General features: G+C 61.8%; 19 protein-coding genes and 1 tRNA gene. 10 read left to right on the forward strand and 10 right to left on the reverse strand.

From position 1 onward, the window contains the following. Positions 1–11 precede the first annotated feature (11 nt). Both ACI3GR_RS07795 and ACI3GR_RS07800 read left to right on the forward strand, forming a co-directional pair. Positions 12–1,337: an efflux RND transporter periplasmic adaptor subunit gene (locus ACI3GR_RS07795; protein WP_407493545.1), complete on the forward strand. Its 1,326-nt coding sequence runs from the start codon at positions 12–14 to the stop codon at positions 1,335–1,337. Next, a complete protein-coding gene (locus tag ACI3GR_RS07800) occupies positions 1,334–4,888 on the forward strand; it encodes an efflux RND transporter permease subunit (protein WP_407493546.1) in 3,555 nt (1,184 codons plus the stop codon). Before ACI3GR_RS07795 ends, ACI3GR_RS07800 begins: the two co-directional genes overlap by 4 nt. 15 nt (positions 4,889–4,903) lie before the next feature. Here the strand turns inward: ACI3GR_RS07800 and ACI3GR_RS07805 are convergent, their stop codons facing one another. The 4 genes from ACI3GR_RS07805 to ACI3GR_RS07820 form a co-directional block, all read right to left on the reverse strand. Then, the gene (locus tag ACI3GR_RS07805; RefSeq protein ID WP_407493547.1) at positions 4,904–5,779 is read right to left on the reverse strand and encodes a DMT family transporter; all 876 of its coding nucleotides are present in this window, start codon (positions 5,777–5,779) and stop codon (positions 4,904–4,906) included. Next, positions 5,779–6,516: a 3-oxoacyl-[acyl-carrier-protein] reductase gene (fabG, locus tag ACI3GR_RS07810; RefSeq protein ID WP_407493548.1), complete on the reverse strand. Its 738-nt coding sequence runs from the start codon at positions 6,514–6,516 to the stop codon at positions 5,779–5,781. The genes ACI3GR_RS07805 and fabG overlap by 1 nt, the downstream gene beginning before the upstream one ends. 75 nt (positions 6,517–6,591) lie before the next feature. After that, positions 6,592–7,533, reverse strand: a complete 942-nt coding sequence (gene fabD / locus ACI3GR_RS07815) for an ACP S-malonyltransferase (RefSeq protein WP_407493549.1) — start codon at positions 7,531–7,533, stop codon at positions 6,592–6,594. Between the two features lie 156 nt (positions 7,534–7,689). After that, positions 7,690–7,974, reverse strand: a complete 285-nt coding sequence (locus ACI3GR_RS07820) for a hypothetical protein (RefSeq protein ID WP_407493550.1) — start codon at positions 7,972–7,974, stop codon at positions 7,690–7,692. Between the two features lie 369 nt (positions 7,975–8,343). On the opposite strand from ACI3GR_RS07820, the gene rpsF reads away from it, so the two are divergent. From rpsF to ACI3GR_RS07840, 4 genes are all read left to right on the forward strand, one after another. Further along, positions 8,344–8,700: a 30S ribosomal protein S6 gene (gene rpsF / locus ACI3GR_RS07825; RefSeq protein WP_407493551.1), complete on the forward strand. Its 357-nt coding sequence runs from the start codon at positions 8,344–8,346 to the stop codon at positions 8,698–8,700. Between the two features lie 29 nt (positions 8,701–8,729). Then, positions 8,730–8,957, forward strand: a complete 228-nt coding sequence (gene rpsR / locus ACI3GR_RS07830) for a 30S ribosomal protein S18 (protein ID WP_008328567.1) — start codon at positions 8,730–8,732, stop codon at positions 8,955–8,957. A gap of 12 nt (positions 8,958–8,969) precedes the next feature. Further along, positions 8,970–9,602 carry a 50S ribosomal protein L9 gene (gene rplI / locus ACI3GR_RS07835; RefSeq protein WP_407493552.1) on the forward strand — a complete coding sequence of 211 codons (633 nt, stop codon included), beginning with the start codon at positions 8,970–8,972 and terminating at the stop codon, positions 9,600–9,602. A gap of 92 nt (positions 9,603–9,694) precedes the next feature. After that, the gene (locus ACI3GR_RS07840) at positions 9,695–10,276 is read left to right on the forward strand and encodes a hypothetical protein (RefSeq protein ID WP_407493554.1); all 582 of its coding nucleotides are present in this window, start codon (positions 9,695–9,697) and stop codon (positions 10,274–10,276) included. Here ACI3GR_RS07840 and ACI3GR_RS07845 read toward each other — a convergent pair. Then, on the reverse strand, positions 10,273–11,085 hold the full coding sequence (locus ACI3GR_RS07845) for a glycosyltransferase (protein ID WP_407493555.1): 813 nt from the start codon (positions 11,083–11,085) through the stop codon (positions 10,273–10,275). The two genes, ACI3GR_RS07840 and ACI3GR_RS07845, sit on opposite strands and share 4 nt — an antisense overlap. A 121-nt stretch (positions 11,086–11,206) precedes the next feature. Further along, positions 11,207–11,623 (reverse strand): DUF1330 domain-containing protein, encoded by a 417-nt coding sequence (locus ACI3GR_RS07850; protein WP_407493556.1) that lies wholly within the window; start codon positions 11,621–11,623, stop codon positions 11,207–11,209. Positions 11,624–11,727: 104 nt separating this feature from the next. On the opposite strand from ACI3GR_RS07850, the gene ACI3GR_RS07855 reads away from it, so the two are divergent. Then, positions 11,728–12,408, forward strand: coding sequence for a tyrosine-protein phosphatase (locus tag ACI3GR_RS07855; protein ID WP_407493557.1), 681 nt, complete (start codon positions 11,728–11,730; stop codon positions 12,406–12,408). 227 nt (positions 12,409–12,635) lie between these two features. Here ACI3GR_RS07855 and tig read toward each other — a convergent pair whose 3' ends face one another. Then, positions 12,636–13,967: a trigger factor gene (gene tig, locus ACI3GR_RS07860; protein WP_407493558.1), complete on the reverse strand. Its 1,332-nt coding sequence runs from the start codon at positions 13,965–13,967 to the stop codon at positions 12,636–12,638. Positions 13,968–14,233: 266 nt separating this feature from the next. Here tig and ACI3GR_RS07865 point away from each other — a divergent pair, with 266 nt between their 5' ends. Further along, positions 14,234–15,124 carry a cation diffusion facilitator family transporter gene (locus ACI3GR_RS07865; RefSeq protein ID WP_407493619.1) on the forward strand — a complete coding sequence of 297 codons (891 nt, stop codon included), beginning with the start codon at positions 14,234–14,236 and terminating at the stop codon, positions 15,122–15,124. 98 nt (positions 15,125–15,222) lie between these two features. Here the strand turns inward: ACI3GR_RS07865 and ACI3GR_RS07870 are convergent. Next, positions 15,223–15,306, reverse strand: a tRNA-Leu gene (locus tag ACI3GR_RS07870). A gap of 326 nt (positions 15,307–15,632) precedes the next feature. Here ACI3GR_RS07870 and ACI3GR_RS07875 point away from each other — a divergent pair. Further along, positions 15,633–16,121, forward strand: a complete 489-nt coding sequence (locus ACI3GR_RS07875) for a Hint domain-containing protein (protein ID WP_407493559.1) — start codon at positions 15,633–15,635, stop codon at positions 16,119–16,121. 228 nt (positions 16,122–16,349) lie between these two features. On the opposite strand, the gene ACI3GR_RS07880 is transcribed toward ACI3GR_RS07875, so the two are convergent. After that, positions 16,350–17,180 carry an NAD(P)H-hydrate dehydratase gene (locus ACI3GR_RS07880; protein ID WP_407493560.1) on the reverse strand — a complete coding sequence of 277 codons (831 nt, stop codon included), beginning with the start codon at positions 17,178–17,180 and terminating at the stop codon, positions 16,350–16,352. Beyond that, positions 17,177–17,863, reverse strand: a complete 687-nt coding sequence (locus ACI3GR_RS07885; RefSeq protein ID WP_407493561.1) for an NAD(P)H-hydrate epimerase — start codon at positions 17,861–17,863, stop codon at positions 17,177–17,179. The genes ACI3GR_RS07880 and ACI3GR_RS07885 overlap by 4 nt, the downstream gene beginning before the upstream one ends. Positions 17,864–18,032: 169 nt before the next feature. Between ACI3GR_RS07885 and ACI3GR_RS07890 the strand changes: the two genes are divergently transcribed. Continuing rightward, positions 18,033–18,371, forward strand: coding sequence for a P-II family nitrogen regulator (locus ACI3GR_RS07890; protein ID WP_407493562.1), 339 nt, complete (start codon positions 18,033–18,035; stop codon positions 18,369–18,371). Positions 18,372–18,389: the final 18 nt, after the last annotated feature.

Below are 18,389 nucleotides of genomic sequence, written 5' to 3' on the forward strand. Positions count from 1 at the left end.
TACAGGTCCCCATGCGTATTATCCCGATCCTCAGCGCAATTCTTGTCACAGCCTTTCTATACGGCATCATCATTCAGCGTGACGCCCTGATGGCCTTTGCCCGCGGCGAAGGCGTCGACGCGGCGCTGGCCGAGTTGAACGACGACGATACCAGAACCGCAGCCGTCGCCCCCGATACCACGACCGATGCCGTGCTGGTGGCCGAGCCAGAGGCAGAGGCGAAAGCCGACACCACCGCCGAGACCGAAGAATCTGCACCGCAGCGCGCCGTAGGCGTGGTCACGGTGATGAGCACCGCGCAGGAAATCGACAGCGCTGTGATCCTGCGTGGCCAAACCGCCGCCGATCGCTCCGTCGATCTGCGGGCGGAAACTGCGGGCACCGTGATCTCCGACCCGATCCGCAAGGGCGCACGCGTCGAAGAGGGCCAGTTGCTGTGCCAGATCGATCCTGGCACCCGTCAGGATTCACTGGAAGAGGCCGAAGCGCGACTGGAGGAAGCCATCGCCTCCGTCCCCTCGGCCGAGGCACGGGTCGAAGAAGCCAAGGCCCGCGTGGCCGAGGCCGAGATCAACCAGAACGCCGCACAGAAATTATCGCAGACCGGCTATGCCTCTGACACCCGTGTCGCCTCGTCCGAGGCGTCGACCCGGAGTGCCGAAGCCGCGCTGGCCCAAGCCGAAGGCGGGCTGGCCACGGCGCAGGCCGCCATCCGCTCTGCGGAGGCCGCCGTGGCATCGGCCAACCGCGAAATCGCCCGCACCAAGATCACCGCGCCGTTCGGCGGCCTGCTGGAAAACGACACCGCCGAAATCGGATCGCTGCTGCAAAACGGCAGTGTCTGCGCCACGATCATCCAGTTGGACCCGATCAAACTGGTGGGCTTTATCCCAGAAACCGAGGTGAACAGGGTGGAAACCGGCGCACAGGCCGGCGCCCGTCTGGCCACCGGAGAAGAGCTTTTGGGGCAGGTCACCTTCCTGTCCCGCGCGGCAGACCCGCAAACCCGCACCTTTCGCGTGGAAATCGAAGTGCCCAACCCCGACCTGAAAATCCGCGACGGCCAGACGGTCGAAATCGGCATTCAGGCCGATGGTGTGCTGGCGCATAAGGTGCCGCAATCGGCCCTGACCCTGAACGACGACGGCGATCTGGGCGTACGCACGGTGACCGACGACAACATGGCACTGTTCGAAAAGGTCACCATCCTGCGCGACACGATTGACGGCGTCTGGATCGAAGGCCCGCCGGAACAATCGCAGATCATCATCATCGGTCAGGACTTCGTGGTCGATGGCGTGCCCGTCAAACCCACCGTGCAAGAGGCCGCCCAATGACCGGGATCGTCAACTGGGCCGCGGAACGTGCCCGCATGGTGCTGGCCTTTATCGTCCTGTCGCTGGCGGCGGGCGCTTTGGCCTATGCAAACCTCCCCAAGGAAGGAGAGCCGGACATCGAAATCCCGGCTCTTTTCGTATCCTTGCAGTTCCCCGGCATCTCGGCCGCGGACAGTGAAACCCTGTTGGTCAAACCGATGGAGAACGAGCTTCAGGACCTCGACGGCCTGAAGAAGATGACCGGCACCGCCGCCGAAGGCTATGCCGGTGTCGCGCTGGAATTCGAATTTGGTTGGAACAAAAGCCAGATCATGGCCGACGTCCGCGAAGCCATGTCCACGGCCGAAGCGAACTTTCCCGAAGGCGCGGAAAAATACACGATCAGCGAAATCAACTTCTCTGAGTTTCCGATCATCATCGTCAACCTGACCGGACAGGTGCCCGAACGCACCATGGCCCGCGTCATAAAAGACCTGCAAGAAGCCGTCGAAGGCATCGATTCCGTGCTTGAGGCCGGGATCGCTGGCAACCGGGACGAGATGGTCGAGGTCATCATCGATCCCCTGCGGCTGGAAAGCTACAACGTCACCGCGGTCGAGTTGATCAACGTCGTCGTCAACAACAACCAGCTGATCGCCGCCGGAGAGATCGAGACCGACCAAGGCGCCTTTGCCATCAAGATCCCCGGGTCTTTTGATGAACCGCGCGACATCTATTCCCTACCCGTCAAGCGCAACGGCGACCGCGTCGTCACCCTTGGCGATCTCGCGGAAATCCGGCTGACCTTCGAAGACCGCGCAGGCACCGCGCGGTTCAACGGCGAAAACACCACCGCCCTGCAGGTTGTGAAACGCAAAGGCTTCAACATCATCGACACCGCCGATGAGGTTAAACGCGTCGTGGCTGAGCAGCAGGAAACATGGCCCGAAGAACTGAAGGCCGCCGTTCAAGTCGGCACCTCGAACGACCAAAGCCGCGTGGTCGGGTCGATGGTCAGCCAGCTTGAAGGGTCTGTCCTGACCGCTATCGCGCTGGTGATGATCGTCGTTCTGGCAGCACTTGGCCCCCGGCCCGCGTTGCTGGTGGGCTTTGCCATCCCGACATCCTTCCTGTTGTGTTTCGTCCTGCTGGGCCTGATGGGCGTGACGATTTCCAACATCGTGATGTTTGGCCTGATCTTGGCCGTGGGGATGCTGGTCGACGGCGCGATCGTGGTCGTCGAATACGCCGACAAACGCATCTCTGAAGGCTCGGGCCCGATGCACGCCTATGTAGAGGCCGCACAGCGCATGTTCTGGCCCGTCGTGTCGTCCACGGCGACCACGCTTTGCGCCTTCCTGCCGATGCTGTTCTGGCCCGGCGTTCCTGGTGAATTCATGGGGATGCTACCCGTCACACTGATCTTTGTTCTGTCGGCATCGCTGATCGTGGCGCTGGTCTACCTGCCCGTCATGGGCGGCGTCACGGGCCGCTTTTCCCGCACGCTGAACCACATGTCCGACGCCCTGTCGGCCCGCGCGCCCTATTGGCTGCGCGCCATTCTGGCCATCGTGTCCTTGTACGCCGTTTTCATCGGCGCGATGCAGACCCTGAATCCCAGCTATCTGCTGGGTGACACCGGCGCGACCGGCATCATGGCGATCCTGCCCGGTGCCGTGATCTTTATCCTCGCTGCCTTCGCCGCGTCAGTCACCATCGGCGCGGCCAAGATCACGTGGCGCAAGGAAAAGATCCGCGCAGGCCGCCGCCGCACGCCTTTCGGCCATGTCATCAAGCTGCTGACTGGCAACCCGATCATGCCGCTGGTCATGGTCGGCGTGGTCGTGGCCTTCGTGATCGCCGTCTTCACCACCTATGGCGAAAACAACAACGGCACCGAATTCTTTGTCGAATCCGAGCCCGAGCAGGTCATCGTCTACGTCCGCGCCCGTGGCAACCTGAGCCTTGCCCAAAAGGACGAACTGGTCCGCGAGGTCGAAGAGATCGTGCTACAGCACCCCGGCGTGATGAACGCCTTTGCCTTTGCAGGCGACGGCGGGCTGAATTCGAACACCGGCGGCGCGCAACCGCCGCTGGATACCATCGGTCAGGTCCAGCTGGAAATCATCCCGTGGGAAGACCGCCAGAACCGCCCCGACCTTGACGGCAACGTGGTCATCGACGATCTGACCGACGCCATCAAGGACATCCCCGGCATTCAGGTCGAAGTGCTGGCCCCCAACATGGGCCCCGCCTCGGCCAAGCCCGTGCACCTGCGTTTGATGGGCGACGATTTCGACACGCTGCGGTCGGCCACCGAAACCACCCGCGCCTATTTCGAAGACCTCGACGGTCTGCGCCTGATCGAAGACACGCTGCCCCTGCCCGGCTTTGACATGCAGATCGACGTCGACGTGGAAAAGGCGGGCCGCTTTGGTGCCGACGTGGCCACCGTGGGCGCGATGGTCCAGCTGGTGACCCGTGGCTTGCTGCTGGATACCATGCGCGTCGACACCTCAGACGAAGAGATCGAGATCCGCGTACGATTGCCCGAAGAAGACCGGGTGCTGTCGACCCTGTCGACTCTCAAGGTGCGCACCAGCGACGGCCTTGTGCCTCTGTCAAACTTCATCTCGTGGCAGCCGGTTCCGAAACTGGCCAAGATCGACCGCGTGGACCAGAAACGGTTCTACGACGTCAAGGCGGGCGTCGCTGACGGTCTGACTAAAACTGTGACCGAGGACGGCGAAACCCGAGAAGTCCCCATCACCGCGACAGAACGGATTGAAACGATCGAGGCCTGGCTGGCCAGCGGCGCGCTGCCACCCGAGATCAGCTATGAATGGGTCGGTGACATGGCCGACCAGCAGGAATCGCAGGCCTTCCTTGGCCAAGCCTTCGGCGCGGCCTTGGGCCTGATGTTCATCATCCTGCTGGCGCAGTTCAACTCGATCTACAACTCCGTGCTGGTTCTTCTGGCCGTGGTCCTGTCCACCACCGGCGTGCTGATCGGGATGCTGGTGATGGATCAGACCTTCTCGATCATTATGACGGGGACAGGGATCGTTGCGCTGGCGGGGATCGTGGTGAACAACAACATTGTTCTGATCGACACCTATCAGGAATATTCCCGCTACATGCCGCGGATCGAGGCGATCATCAAAACCGCCGAAGACCGCATTCGCCCGGTTCTGCTGACCACCATCACCACGATGGCGGGCCTTGCGCCGATGATGTTCGGCCTAAGCCTCGATTTCTGGGCCGGCGGCTATTCCATCGACAGCCCCACCGCGCTTTGGTGGAAACAGCTGGCCACGGCGGTCGTCTTTGGCCTTGGCATCGCGACCGTGCTGACGCTGATCGTGACGCCATCGCTGCTGGCGCTGCGGGTCTGGTTCTACACCTACGTGCAATGGGTCGCGCGGCTTCTGGCGTCGCTGTCCTTGGGCAAACAGTCCCGCGCCGCTCAGGACTGGGCGCTGCGCCGCGCCGCCCGCCGCGTCAAAGCGCCGGAATTGATCTGGCCGATCGAAGACGACCTGCCGCAGCCGAACCTGCGCGCCGCCGAATAGGCCTTCAGATACCGCCTAGCGCGGCGACCCGTCCGTCAATCGCCCCGGACGCCGCCGCGCGGGCCATTCGCCCATCACCATGCCCGCCACCACAAAAAGGCCCCCGATCAGGGCACTGATCGGCAGCACCTCGCCCGCGATACGGCCGATGATGGCGGCCCAAACCGGCTCTCCTGCATAGATCAGCGTGGACCGCGTGGCCGACACCGACTTCTGCGCCCAGTTCATGGCCAGTTGGATCAGCGCGCTGGCGATGCCCAGCCCAAGCGCAAACCACAGGATGCGCCAGTCCCACGCGGGCACGCCTTCGCCCGACAACCCCATGGCTGCGAAACAAAAGGCCGAAGCCATGACAAGCTGCACAACCGTCACCCGCGCGGCATCCACACGCAGCGCAAAGCGGGAAATCAAAACCACCTCGGACGCGATGGCCACGACAGACAGGATGGTGATCAGCTCTCCGAAGGAAAAGCCAAAGCCGCCCGCTTCGGGCCCCGCGATCAGCATCAAGCCAATCGTCGCGCATCCGACACCCGCCCATGTCAGGACGCCCGGCGGACGGCCCAGAACCAGCCATTGCAGAATGGGCACCAAGGGCACGTACAGCGCGGTGATAAAGGCGGATTTCGACGACGCGATGGTCTGAAGCCCGACGGTCTGCATCCCGTAGCCAAGCGCAATCGCCAGCCCGATCCAGCCCCCGGCCCAAAGCTCCAGCGCCGTCAGCCCACGCAGCCGTGGCCCGGCCACCAAGGCCAGACAGACCGCCGCCAGCGCGAACCGCAACCCCACAAAGAACAACGGCCCCGACCAGGTCAGAGCCGTCTGCACCGCCAGAAAGGTGCCACCCCAGATAAAGGTGACACCCGCCAGCACCCATTCCGGACGCATCAGAGCATCGCCATGCCGCCGTTTACATGCAGCGTGGCGCCGGTCACATACCCGGCCTCGGCCGAAGACAGGTACAGAACCGCCGCCGCGATCTCTTCGGGCTTGCCCATGCGGGCCGCAGGGATCTGCTGGTTGATCTTGTCCTTCTGATCGTCGGTCAGCTTGTCGGTCATGGCTGTGGCGATGAACCCCGGCGCAACGCAGTTCGCGGTGATTCCGCGGCTGGCGACCTCATAGGCGATCGATTTGGTCATGCCGACCATACCGGCCTTGGACGCGGCATAGTTCACCTGACCCGGGTTCCCCGTCGCCCCGACGATGGACGAGATATTCACGATCCGCCCCCAACGCGCCTTCATCATCGGGCGCATCACCGCGCGGCACAGACGCATGGTCGATGTCAGGTTGACCTCGATCACCTGCGCCCAGTCGTCGTCGGACATGCGCATGAAAATCTGGTCGCGCGTGATGCCTGCGTTGTTCACAAGGATGTCCAGACCGCCCATCGCCTCGATCGCCTGCTTGGGCAGCGCATCCACCTCTTCGGCATCGCCAAGGTTGCAGGGCAGCACATGCGCCCGCTCACCCAGCCCTGCGGCCAGCGTCTCCAAAGGCTCAACCCGCGTGCCAGACAGCCCCACGGTCGCGCCCGCGTCATGCAGCGCCTTGGCAATCGCGCCACCAATCCCGCCAGAAGCGCCGGTTACCAGCGCCGTTTTCCCAGTCAAATCGAACATCCCAGTCCCCTGCTTCTTCTGGTTAATAAATACCCTCGGGGGTCCGGGGGCAGCGCCCCCGGCCTTACCGATATCTCAGCCCTTCAGGCTTTCTGCCGCGGCCGTCACGTCATCGGGCGTGCCCACGGCCTTGCAGTCGATGCTGCGCTCAATCCGGCGGATCATGCCCGACAATGCCTTACCTGCACCGATTTCCCAAACCTCGGTCACACCTTCGCCCGCCATATAGGCGACGCTTTCACGCCAGCGCACCGATCCGGTGACCTGTTCGATCAGCAGCGCCTTGATCTCGGCCGGGTCCGTCACGGCAGAGGCCCGCACGTTCGCCACCAATGGCACCGCCGGGACGTTCAGCGTCACGCCATCCAGCGCCTCTGCCATCACCTGCGCGGCAGGCTCCATCAGGGCGCAGTGGAACGGTGCGGACACCGGCAGCAGAACCGCCCGCTTGGCGCCCTTCTCCTTGGCGATCTCAACCGCACGCTCGACGGCGGCCTTGTGCCCCGATACGACCACCTGTCCGGGGTCGTTGTCGTTGGCGGCCTGACAGACCTCGCCCTGCGCGGACTCTTCGGCGACCTCGGTCGCGGCGGCGAAATCCAGACCCAGCAGCGCGGCCATGGCGCCCACGCCCACGGGAACAGCCGCCTGCATCGCCTGACCACGGGTGCGCAACAGACGCGCCGCATCGCCGATCGTCAGCGTGCCAGCCGCCGCCAGCGCGGAATATTCACCAAGGGAATGGCCAGCCACAAAGGACGCATCCGTCACCGAAACACCCTCGGCCTCCAGCGCGCGCATCGCGGCCAGAGACGTCGCCATCAGCGCAGGCTGCGCGTTCTGCGTCAGGGTCAGCGTGTCCTGCTCACCTTCCCAGATCAGCGACGACAGGCTTTCGCCAAGCGCGTCGTCTACCTCTTGGAACACGGCCCGCGCGGCGGGATAGGCGTCGGCCAAAGCCTTGCCCATGCCAATGGTCTGGGCGCCCTGCCCGGGAAATACGAATGCGCGGCTCATGCGGCCCCCCTGTCTGCGTAAACTCTTCGCCGGGATAGCCAAAGCGCGCCCATTACGCAATCCGCGCCATGGCATCACGTGGGAACGCCCCATCGGGCACAGACGGTAACGCAGGATCGAAAGACCCTGCGCGACATTCAAAATAAGGGAAAAAGCTTACTGCGGACGGCGCAGCATGTGGCCTGATTGATCGGCCACCGGACCTTTGCGGCGCAGCGCGATATGCACGACATAGCCCATCAGACCAAGGGCGGCCAAAACCTTGCCTTCGAACGGCAATACCACAACCGCAGCGAGACCAAAGAGAACATAAGAAAAGATGACCAATGACACTCCGCGACCGCGCGCTGCCTCTTTGGCATTGCGATCGGATGCAGTTTCCTGCGCCGGTTCGTAGGAGCGTCCAACTAGGGACGGTACCGTTTGAAGTGTATTGGTCATCTGCCTCAGGCCTTCTTTTGTGCGCCCAGCTTCGTTACCCGAAAACTCTGAAAGGGACGCTTGTTTGCGATGCTTACAATCAATAAGGGAAATAAGGCGGAAACAAGGCAGTTACCCTAGGGTAACGCACCTAATAGTTGTAAGACCGAACTTGCAGAAATCGTGACGCCGATCCGCAAAACATCCACGCCATATGACGCAATCCGGCGTCAGGGCCGACGCGGGTTTGCTATGCCTTGCCTTTCCGTCCGATCGGGTCTAAGGGAACGCTTCCTTCCGTAAAGTATTTCACCGCGCGGACTCTCGTGGATGGGCCACGGAAGGATCAGGCCCTCCTATGAAACGCGCCTTGATAGAAGTGGAGCAAACATGCCGCTGTATGAGCATGTCTTTATTGCGCGCCAGGATCTTTCCAACGCGCAGGCCGAAGGTCTTATCGAACACTTTGGTGCTGTCCTGTCCGACAATGGCGGAACGCTGGTCGAACACGAGTACTGGGGCGTCAAGACGATGGCCTACAAGATCAACAAGAACCGCAAGGGCCACTATGCCTTCCTGAAGTCGGACGCACCTAGCGCTGCCGTTCAGGAAATGGAACGCCTGATGCGCCTGCATGACGACGTGATGCGCGTTCTGACCATCAAGGTCGACGAACATGCCGAAGGTCCGTCGATCCAGATGCAGAAACGTGACGAACGTGACGATCGTCGTCGCGAACGCCGCTGATCTTGTAATTTAGGAAAGGAGCCTAACCCATGGCCGCAAAACCGTTTTTCCGTCGCCGCAAGGTCTGCCCGTTCTCCGGGGACAACGCGCCGAAAATCGACTACAAGGACACGAAACTGCTGCAGCGCTACATCTCTGAGCGTGGCAAAATCGTTCCCTCCCGCATCACCGCCGTCTCGGCAAAGAAGCAGCGTGAACTGGCCCGCGCCATCAAGCGCGCCCGCTTCCTCGCCCTGCTGCCCTACGCCGTGAAGTAAGGAGATCTGACAATGGAAGTTATCCTTCTCGAACGCGTCGCAAAGCTGGGCCAGATGGGTGACGTCGTCACCGTCAAGCCGGGCTACGCCCGTAACTACCTGCTGCTGCAGGGCAAGGCGCTGACCGCGTCTGACGAGAACATCAAGCAGTTTGAATCGCAGAAAGCCCAGCTGGAAGCGAACAACCTTGAGACCAAGAAAGAAGCCGAAGCCCTGGGCCAGCGCCTGGACGGTGAAGTCTTCGTCGTGATTCGCTCCGCCTCTGACGGCGGCAACCTCTACGGCTCTGTCACCCCACGTGACGTTGCTGCTGTTGCCACCGAAGCTGGCTACACCGTTGAGCGTAAGCAGGTCATCATCCCGCTGCCGATCAAGGAACTGGGCATGCACAAGGTAGACATCTACCTGCACCCCGAGGTCGAAGTTCAGATCACTCTGAACGTCGCCCGTTCCCCGGAAGAAGCTGAACTGCAGGCCTCCGGCAAGTCCATTCAGGACGCCGCCGCAGAAGAAGAAGCCGCCGCAGAATTCGAGATCGCCGAACTGTTCGACGATCTTGGCTCTGCCGCTGGCGACGACTTCGACGACGCCCCCGCAGCAGACGCGGCCCCGGCCGAAGAAGGCTCGGACGAAGAACAGAACTGATCTTATCGATCAGTCGAATGACAAGGCCGCGCAGTCCAAGCTGCGCGGCCTTTTTCTTTAATATCAATTTATTAGCTGGGTAATTAGTGACAATGACCATTCGACATATCGCAGCCATAACGCTTGCCGTGCTTCCCCTGTTTCCCCTGCCCGCCACTGCCGACCGCACCAGCGACGCCGCCCGGGTTGAGGCCTTGGGCACCGCCGAAATCCAGTTCGACCTGACAGGCCGTGCCGAACACCGGATGGAAACGCAGGTCGACGAATGCACCCTGACCATCAGCCACTATAAGATCGCCGCTGATGGCTCTAAGCAGTTGGAATGGCGCGACACGATCCCTATGGCGGGCCTTGTCTTCCCGGATGCCTTGCCAGACGGCACCGTGGCGCAGCGGATCCTGATGCCAATCGATGACACCACGACCTCTGCCATCCATAACCTGCGCTATCGGACCGAAGCGCCGCTGGCCATCTCGCGGCTGGTCCCCGCGGACAAAGACCCGTTGCCGCCGTTTGCGCCAGGTCCAATTATCGATGGCACGGCCTACGTGATCGCAACACGTCACCGGGGTGGCGTGACCTATATGGACCTGAACCCGGACAACACGGCCCCGGATGATTTCGCCAATGCGGTCATCCAATACAGGGCCCAGCACTGCACCCTGATCGGTTAACCCGCTTCCAGCCGACGTTTCGGCGGGTTCATCACCTGTTTCATCAGGGGAAACCGTTCAATCACCTCGGCAATCTCGGCGTCGGACGCGGGCTGCGCCTCGTCCACCAAGGCGCGACTGTCGTTGGCACCGTGGACCACGCGCAGGTAATAGGGTTTGAGGTCGTTGTAGACGAGCGTCGCAAACCGCCGCGCGACCTTTTTATGGGCCACCGCATAGGGGCTGACCCGGTCGCTGATATCCGACACCAGCGCCAGCCCAAGGTTCGTATAGGGCACATCGCGGCGATACAGCTTGGGCACGGGCGATCCCTGTTCGTAAACGACGCTGACCCCCTTGGAAAAGGACACGAAGAACCGCCGCATGTCCGGCGGCAGGCGGTCACGAAAGGCCCCGGCCTCTTCCCGCAGCTTGCCGATGAAATCCGTCGACAGCGCGTCGTCGTCATCCAGCACGATCTGCATCAGGACCGAGTCACCCGGCAGGAACGACCGGCAGTGGGTCAGGAAATGGTTGCCCACCGGCCCCTCTTGCGCACCGATCACCGCGCCCCGATCGCCAAAGCTGTCGCCGACGAAATCGCGAACCTCGCGCAGGTGATCCGCGGGAATATCCGATGAGGTCAGCATGACGAAGTGAAAATACTGGTCCTCTTGCATCACCAAAGAGTTCACGGCGAATTGCTGCAATAGGTTAAACCTGTGCCGCAAGCGACTGGGATCAAACAGCAATTCTTTCGACTTCGACGCATCCGACCGCCAGCCGGATTGCCCGAAATAGGAATAACGCATCTGTACGATCGGGATCATCTGCTCAGCCCTCTTATCGTTTGTCCCAAGGTGCCATAGCGCGACCTCGCCTGCCAACAGGTCAAATAGGATGCATTTTAATCCGTTGCTGGCCTGTCACGGACCGCAGTGGGCCAAGGCCCTATTCCGCAAAATTCTGCCCCACCTCCAACGGCTCCATCCGGATCAGGCGGCTGTCGGAACACCCGGCCTGACGGTGCAGCATCGCCTGCCGATACGCAGGGTCAAAGATCATCTCAACAAAGGCATCGGCCGACGGGTATTCAGCGATGAAACACAAATCCCACACCTCGTCCCGTGGGCCGATCAGCATATGTTCCATTCTGCCACGCCAGACGATGCGACCTCCCAGACGCTCCAGCACCGGCTGGCTTTCCCGTCCATAGGCGGCATAGGCCTCCGCCCCCGTCGCCTCGCGCCCGTCGTCGTATTCGGCACGGTCGCGCAGCCGGACAAGGTTCAGCATGTGGATCGGCCCCTTGCGCGGCACCTCTCGGAACTGGGTAAAGCTGTCCTTGTCGAATGCGGTATGGGTCATGGTCTCTCCTCCTGTTGCGGGCAGCGTGGCGTGACATAGCTGCAAGGACAAGTCTTGACGCGCCGCGCCCGCACCCGCATCTGTCTGGCTGACAAGGAACCCCCATGGCCGACGATTTTCTGAAACCCGTCCACGATTGGTACAGCCGCCGCAAGATGCGCCGCGGCCAAAAGCTGCTGGGGCTGGAAGATACCCGCGCCGTCGACAGCTATATCCGGTGGAGCGATCACGGCCTGTTCCGAGAGCTGTGGACCAACCTCTATGAAATCGCGCCGGGCGTCTGGCGGTCGAACCATCCGCCCTCGGGTCGCTTCAAGGCGTTGAAACATCTGGGGATTCGAACGATCCTGTCGCTGCGCGCCGAAGACCATACCGTGCCACACCGACGCGAGGTGCAGCTGTGTCAGGCGCATGACATCACGCTGGAGGGCGTCAACCTGAACGCCCGCCGCGCGCCTGATGCTGCACCGCTGGTCCGCGCGCTAGACGTCCTGCGCACCGCCGAACGCCCGGTGCTGTTCCACTGCAAGTCCGGCGCCGATCGCGCAGGGCTGGTCGCCGCGCTGTACCTGCTGGAGGTCGAGGGCAAATCCCCTGACGACGCCCGGGCCATGCTGTCGCGGAAGTACCTGCACTATAAAGGGACGCGCACGGGCATCCTGGACGCGTTTCTGGAAGCCTTCATCGCCGCGAAAGAGGCGACCGGAGTGCGGTTCGAAGATTGGGTGACAACGCAATACGACCCCTTATCCCTACAGGGCGAATTCGACACAAGCCGCGCATAGACGGGCCGCGGAACGGCGGGACAGGCCCATGGACATCTTGATTTATGCAAGTCGTGGTAGCGACCACGTCAACCGGGCCACCGACAGCGACGAATAGCCGGGCCCGGGGGCGGCCCGTCTATGCGCGGCGGCGCTGCGCGCCTCGACTCCGCGCGAAGGCATCGACCAGCCCCAAAGAAAAAGGCCGCCCCGAAGGAGCGGCCTTTTCAATTCCATAAGAAAACGACTTACTCGTCTTCTTCCAGCTTTTCGACAGCCGCCTGAAGGTCCTCTTTCGAGACTTCCTTCTCGGTCACATCGGCCAGTTCGAAAACGTAGTCGACGACTTTGTCTTCGAAGATCGGGGCGCGCAGCTGCTGCTGCATCTGCTGGTTCTGCTGAACGAATTCAAAGAACTGACGTTCCTGACCCGGGTACTGACGTGCCTGGTTCATGATCGCTTGCGTCATCTCAGCGTCGGTCACTTCAACCTCGGCGCGCTGACCCAGTTCTGCCAGCAGCAGGCCCAGACGCACGCGACGCTCGGCCAGTTTGATGTGCTCGTCCGTGGTTTCGATCTCACCGTGGTCGTGGCCCTGAACCTCGGGGTTCTCTTCGTGCCACAGCTGGTGCGCGATCTGCTTGGCTTCTGCGTCCAGCAGCGACGGCGGCAGGTCGAAGGACACGGCTTTGTCCAGCTCGTCCAGCAGGCCACGCTTCATCACCGCACGGGCGGCGCCAGCGTATTCGGCTTCAAGACGCTCACGCACCTGAGCTTTCAGGGCGTCCAGATCCTCGGCACCGTATTTCTTGGCCAGCTCATCGTCGATCTTGGCGGCGACGGGGGCTTTGACCTCTTTGATGGTGCAGTCGAACACAGCCGCTTTGCCGGCCAGATGCTCTGCGCCGTATTCCTCGGGGAACGACACCTCAACGGCCTTCTCTTCACCGGCTTTCACACCGACCAGCTGGTCTTCGAAACCGGGGATGAAAGAGTTGGAGCCCAGAACCAGCGGGTAATCTTCGGCGGAACCGCCTTCAAACGCCTCACCGTCGACCTTGCCGACGAAATCGATGACGACCTGATCGCCATTTTCCGCCGCGCCGTCTTTGGTGTCAAAGTCCTGTGCGCTTTCCGCAAGGTTCTGCAGCGCTTCGTCAACAGCCGAATCTTCGGCCTTCACGACCATCTTTTCCAGCTTGATACCCTTCAGGTCCACGTCAGGGATCTCGGGCAGCTTTTCGTAGGACATGTTGACGACGACGTCGTCGCCTTCTTTCCAGGTCTCACCATCGACCATTTCGACCGAAGGCTGCATCGCGGGCTTGTCGCCGGTCTGCTCAAAGTGGTCGGACATCGCGCCATCGACAGCTTCCTGCATGGCTTCGCCCAGAATGCGCTGACCAAACTGCTTTTTCAGCAGCGCCATCGGCACCTTGCCCTTGCGAAAGCCCTTCATTTCCACTTCGGGCTGCGCCTCGGCCAGCTTTTCGTTTACCTTCGCGTCCAGCTCGCTGGCGGGCAGCGTGATCTGGTAGCCGCGCTTGAGGCCTTCGTTCTGGGTCTCGGTGACCTGCATCCTATGCGTCCTTCCATTACGTCCACGGGCCGCCCGCCACGCGGGGGCCAAATCAGGCGCCCTTCTAGGGGTCGTGCGCCTTGGACGCAAGGAGGATTGGTAACGCCGCTGCCGTATTTTCCCGCGATCGGCCCACGACCGCGCCTGATCACCGTGACAGATGTTGACCTGATCCCGGCAATGCCGCATTGCGGCAGCACCAAAGATTGCCACCCGTCACGTTGTTTCCGGACCGGTGGAAAAAGACGAAGGTCCCGCCCATGACCCTGCCGCGCACCCAAAAAGCTGCTTTGGCCACGGTCGCGGTGGGCCTGATCGTTCTGGGCATCAAACTGCTGGCATGGTGGGTGACCGGGTCAATCGCCCTTTTCTCGGACGCGCTGGAAAGCACGATCAACGTGGTCGCGGCGATTGCAGTTTTCGTGGCCCTGCGCGTGGCGGCCATGCCTGCCGACGACAACCATCCCTATGGGCACCAGAAAGCCGAATACCTTTCAGCCGTGTTCGAAGGCGTGCTGGTCGTCATCGCCGCCCTGCTGATTCTGCGCGAAGCCTACTATGGCCTTCTGTCGCCCGAACCCCTGACGGCCCCGGCCCTTGGGCTGGCGATCAACGGCGCGGCCTCGGTCCTGAACGCGCTTTGGGCGGTCCTGCTGCTGCGATGGGGCCGCGCGTGGCGGTCGCCGGCGCTGGTGGCGGACGGACGGCATATTCTGACGGATGTCTTCACCTCGATCGGGGTGATTGCGGGGATCATTCTGGCCACCGCCACCGGACAGGACTGGATAGACCCGGCCTTGGCGGCCTTGGTTGCGCTGAACATCCTTTGGACCGGCTGGAAAATGGTGCGTGAGGCGACAGGCGCATTGATGGACGAACTGCCCGATCCCGGCCTGATCGAAGATGTGACCCGCATCATCCGCAACCACGCCAGCGGCGCACAAGAGGCGCATGATCTGAAAATCCGCGTGGCCGGGGCGATGACCTTTATCGATTTCCATCTGATCTTGGACGGCCAGATGAGCGTTCAGGATTCGCACGACATCTGTGACCGGCTGGAACAGGCGTTGAAAGAGGCCTTCGATGGTAAAGCCTCGATCCAGATCCATGTGGAGCCGGATCATAAAGCCAAGAACGAAGGCGTCGTCGGGCTTTAAGGTCTGTGCCTTAACGCAGGTCTTCTTGGGCCAACAATACGCTGACCTCATTCCCTATTGATGTCTCGAAGGAAGGTAACTTTCGCTTGGAAAGTTTGTGGTGCGGGTGAAGGGACTCGAACCCCCACGCCAAAGGCGCCAGAACCTAAATCTGGTGCGTCTACCAATTCCGCCACACCCGCAGTGAGGCGTCAGATAGCAAAACAATTTCCCAGAGGCGAGGGGGAATCGGCCTCATCCCTGCCCCAATTTCACGTTAATCTTTTCTTCGGACCTCGGTGCGAGACTGTGACCACTGATCGAGTCACCGCCAGACGCCCACCCCGCAAATGGGGCAGCGGACGGCAGATACCCGGCCCAAACGGCGTGAAATCTTAAAGCCGGGTTTCAAATGTGGCGGAAATCGGACCAAAAAGGCCTCATTGCCGCACAGAAATCTGGATAGCGGCGAATTTTCGCCCCAATCTGATGCGAAAACAATGAGGCAGTCAGAAAGGGGAACACTCCCATGAAAACTATCGAAGTCACGATCAACAAAGCAAACAAGGCCCAGGCACAGGCCGTCGCGGGAATCGCGGCTGGCACCAAGGTCATGACGCTGGATGGTGAAATGCCGGTTGAGTTTCTGACCAAAGGTGACCGCGTCATCACGCGTGACACCGGTATGGCCGTCCTTAAAGACGTCCGCACCCGCAAGGTAACCTGCGACGTGGTTCACGTCTGCGCGGGCTCCCTGGGTCACAACCGCCCCGAAAACGATGTCGCCCTGCCCTCTGGTCAAGAGGTTCTGGTTCGCGACTGGCGCGCCGAAGCCATGTTCGGCAAGAAATCCGCACTCGTCCCCGCCGCACGGCTGGTCGACGGTGAATATGTCCGCTCCATGGGCAAAGGTGTGATGACCGTTTACGAACTGGAATTCGACACCGACCACATCATTTACGCCGGTGGCATCGAAGTTGCCGCCAAGGCGTCGCAGGACCTCGCCACCGCCTGCTAAACCCCGGTTTTCATGACTGACTGCACGAAAAGGCCTGCGCATCGCGCGGGTCTTTTTGGTTTTGGTGGCGGCGTTTTGGCAGATCGGCCATCAGATTCGGTGCCCGCGCCGAAAGGTCATAGGTAAAAGCGCAAGACTATGCCGACCCGAGGGGACAGCCGGGCGGGACGTATTTTTTACGAGGCACCAAAAAGGTGTTCGACTGGCACTACATATACAGCACAGTTTTCACACGCCGATCCGCCGAAACACCTCTGGAATCACCTCGACCAGATCTTCCGCGGTCAGCCCCGGCCCAAACACCCGCGCACCTTCGGCATGAAGCCAGACCGCCGCCTCTGCCGCATCACCGGGCGTCCAGCCCCGCGCCAGCAGCCCGCAGATCATCCCGGCCAGCACGTCGCCCGAACCGGCTGTTGCCAACCACGGCGCATCGCGCAGCCCGTTGGAATTATGCACCGCAACCCGCCTCTCGCCGACCACCGTCGCCGGACCTTTCAGAACAACCGCACATCCCGCCCGCTGAGCCGCCGCACAGCACGCCGCCGCGCGGTCGTCTAAATCCAAGTCCGGGAACAGGCGCGAAAACTCCCCCTCATGCGGGGTCAGGACACAGCGCGCACCGCGGGTCAGCGTGAACAGATCCTCGGCGCACTCGGCGAAGGACGAAAACACATCCGCATCCAGCACACAGGCCCGATCGGCCTGCAACGCGGCAGTCACGGCCTGCCGACACCGCGCGCCCACGCCGAAGCCCGGCCCGATGCAGACCGCGTTGATGCGCCCATCCTCCAGCACTTCGGCCACGTCCGACGCGTCTTGCAGCATTATCGCCGTCACCTGCGCCGCAACCTCGGCCATGGCGTCCGCCGGGGCCCCGATCGTCACCAGCCCTGCCCCAATGCGCAACGACGCCCGGGCCGACAGCCGTGCCGCCCCGGTCCGTCCCGCGCCGCCGGACAGTACCAGCGCATGACCGTGCCCATACTTGTGATCGCCCGCACCCTTGCGCAGCGCCGCGATCTTTTCGGGGCCGATGGTAATTTCGGTCAGTCTCATTGCGGTAAGCCTATGTCGACGATCACCAACTCGGTATCCAGAAAATGCGGCATGCCGTGAACAGGCTTGGGCGCGTGGAAAGTCACCGTAAGATCTGCCCAAAGGGGCCGCCGCGCCAGCGCTTCGCCCGTGTCCGCGTCGTATCCCGTCGGCAGATCGACCGCGACGGTGAACGGCGCAAGCCCCGCGCCACCCATCATGTGGTCGATCAGCGCGCCCACCGGGTCGGTCACCTTGTCCAAAGGCCCGCGCTGACCGATTCCGAACAGCGCATCGACGATGACCAGCCAATCCTGACCGCGCGCAACAGCCTCGTCCGCGATGGCGCACATCGCGTTGCGCGTGAAAGGCCCGGTCGCCCCCTGCCACGCGTCAAACGCCAACCGCGCATCGCCCTTCAACTCTGCCGGATCGCCAAGCGCCAGAACCCGGACATCCGCGCCGCCCTCTGCCAAACGCCGCGCCACGACATAGCCATCGCCGCCGTTATTGCCCGGACCGCATAGAACCAGCACGATCTGCCCCGCATAAGGGGCCGCTGTGATCCCATCCGACCCCGGCCAACGCTCTGCCATGGCGGCGACCACACCGGCGCCGGCCCGCTCCATCAATTCGAACCCGGTGACGCGGCCGCTATTGATCGCCTCGGCCTCGGCCGCGCGCATCTGGGAAATGGTCAGCATTGCTCACCTGATTTTTTCATACTGCACATATTTTATGCATCACGCCTAAAATTTAACGCAGCCCTCTTTCCACTTCACTGCAATTGCCTCAGTTTGACCCTCGTCAATTGAGGCCGCGCAATGATCGTGGTCTCACACCCCCCGAGGGATCAGTGAGGAGTTCCGCGACATGAAAAAACTTGAGGCGATCATCAAGCCTTTCAAGCTGGATGAGGTCAAGGAGGCCTTGCAAGAATTCGGTATCCAGGGCCTGTCTGTCATCGAAGTCAAAGGCTTCGGCCGTCAGAAGGGTCATACCGAGCTATACCGTGGTGCTGAATACGTTGTGGATTTCCTTCCCAAGGTAAAGATCGAAGTCGTTCTGGATGACGATCAGGTCGATGGTGCCATCGAGGCGATCATTGACGCAGCGAAGACCGAGAAAATCGGCGACGGCAAAATCTTTGTTTCGACCATCGAACAAGCGATCCGCATCCGGACTGGCGAAGCCGGTTCTGACGCGCTTTAAACGAACACTCCAAAGAAA

The organism is Pseudooceanicola aestuariicola (assembly GCF_045763785.1).
In the GTDB taxonomy this organism is placed as follows: Bacteria; Pseudomonadota; Alphaproteobacteria; order Rhodobacterales; family Rhodobacteraceae; genus Pseudooceanicola.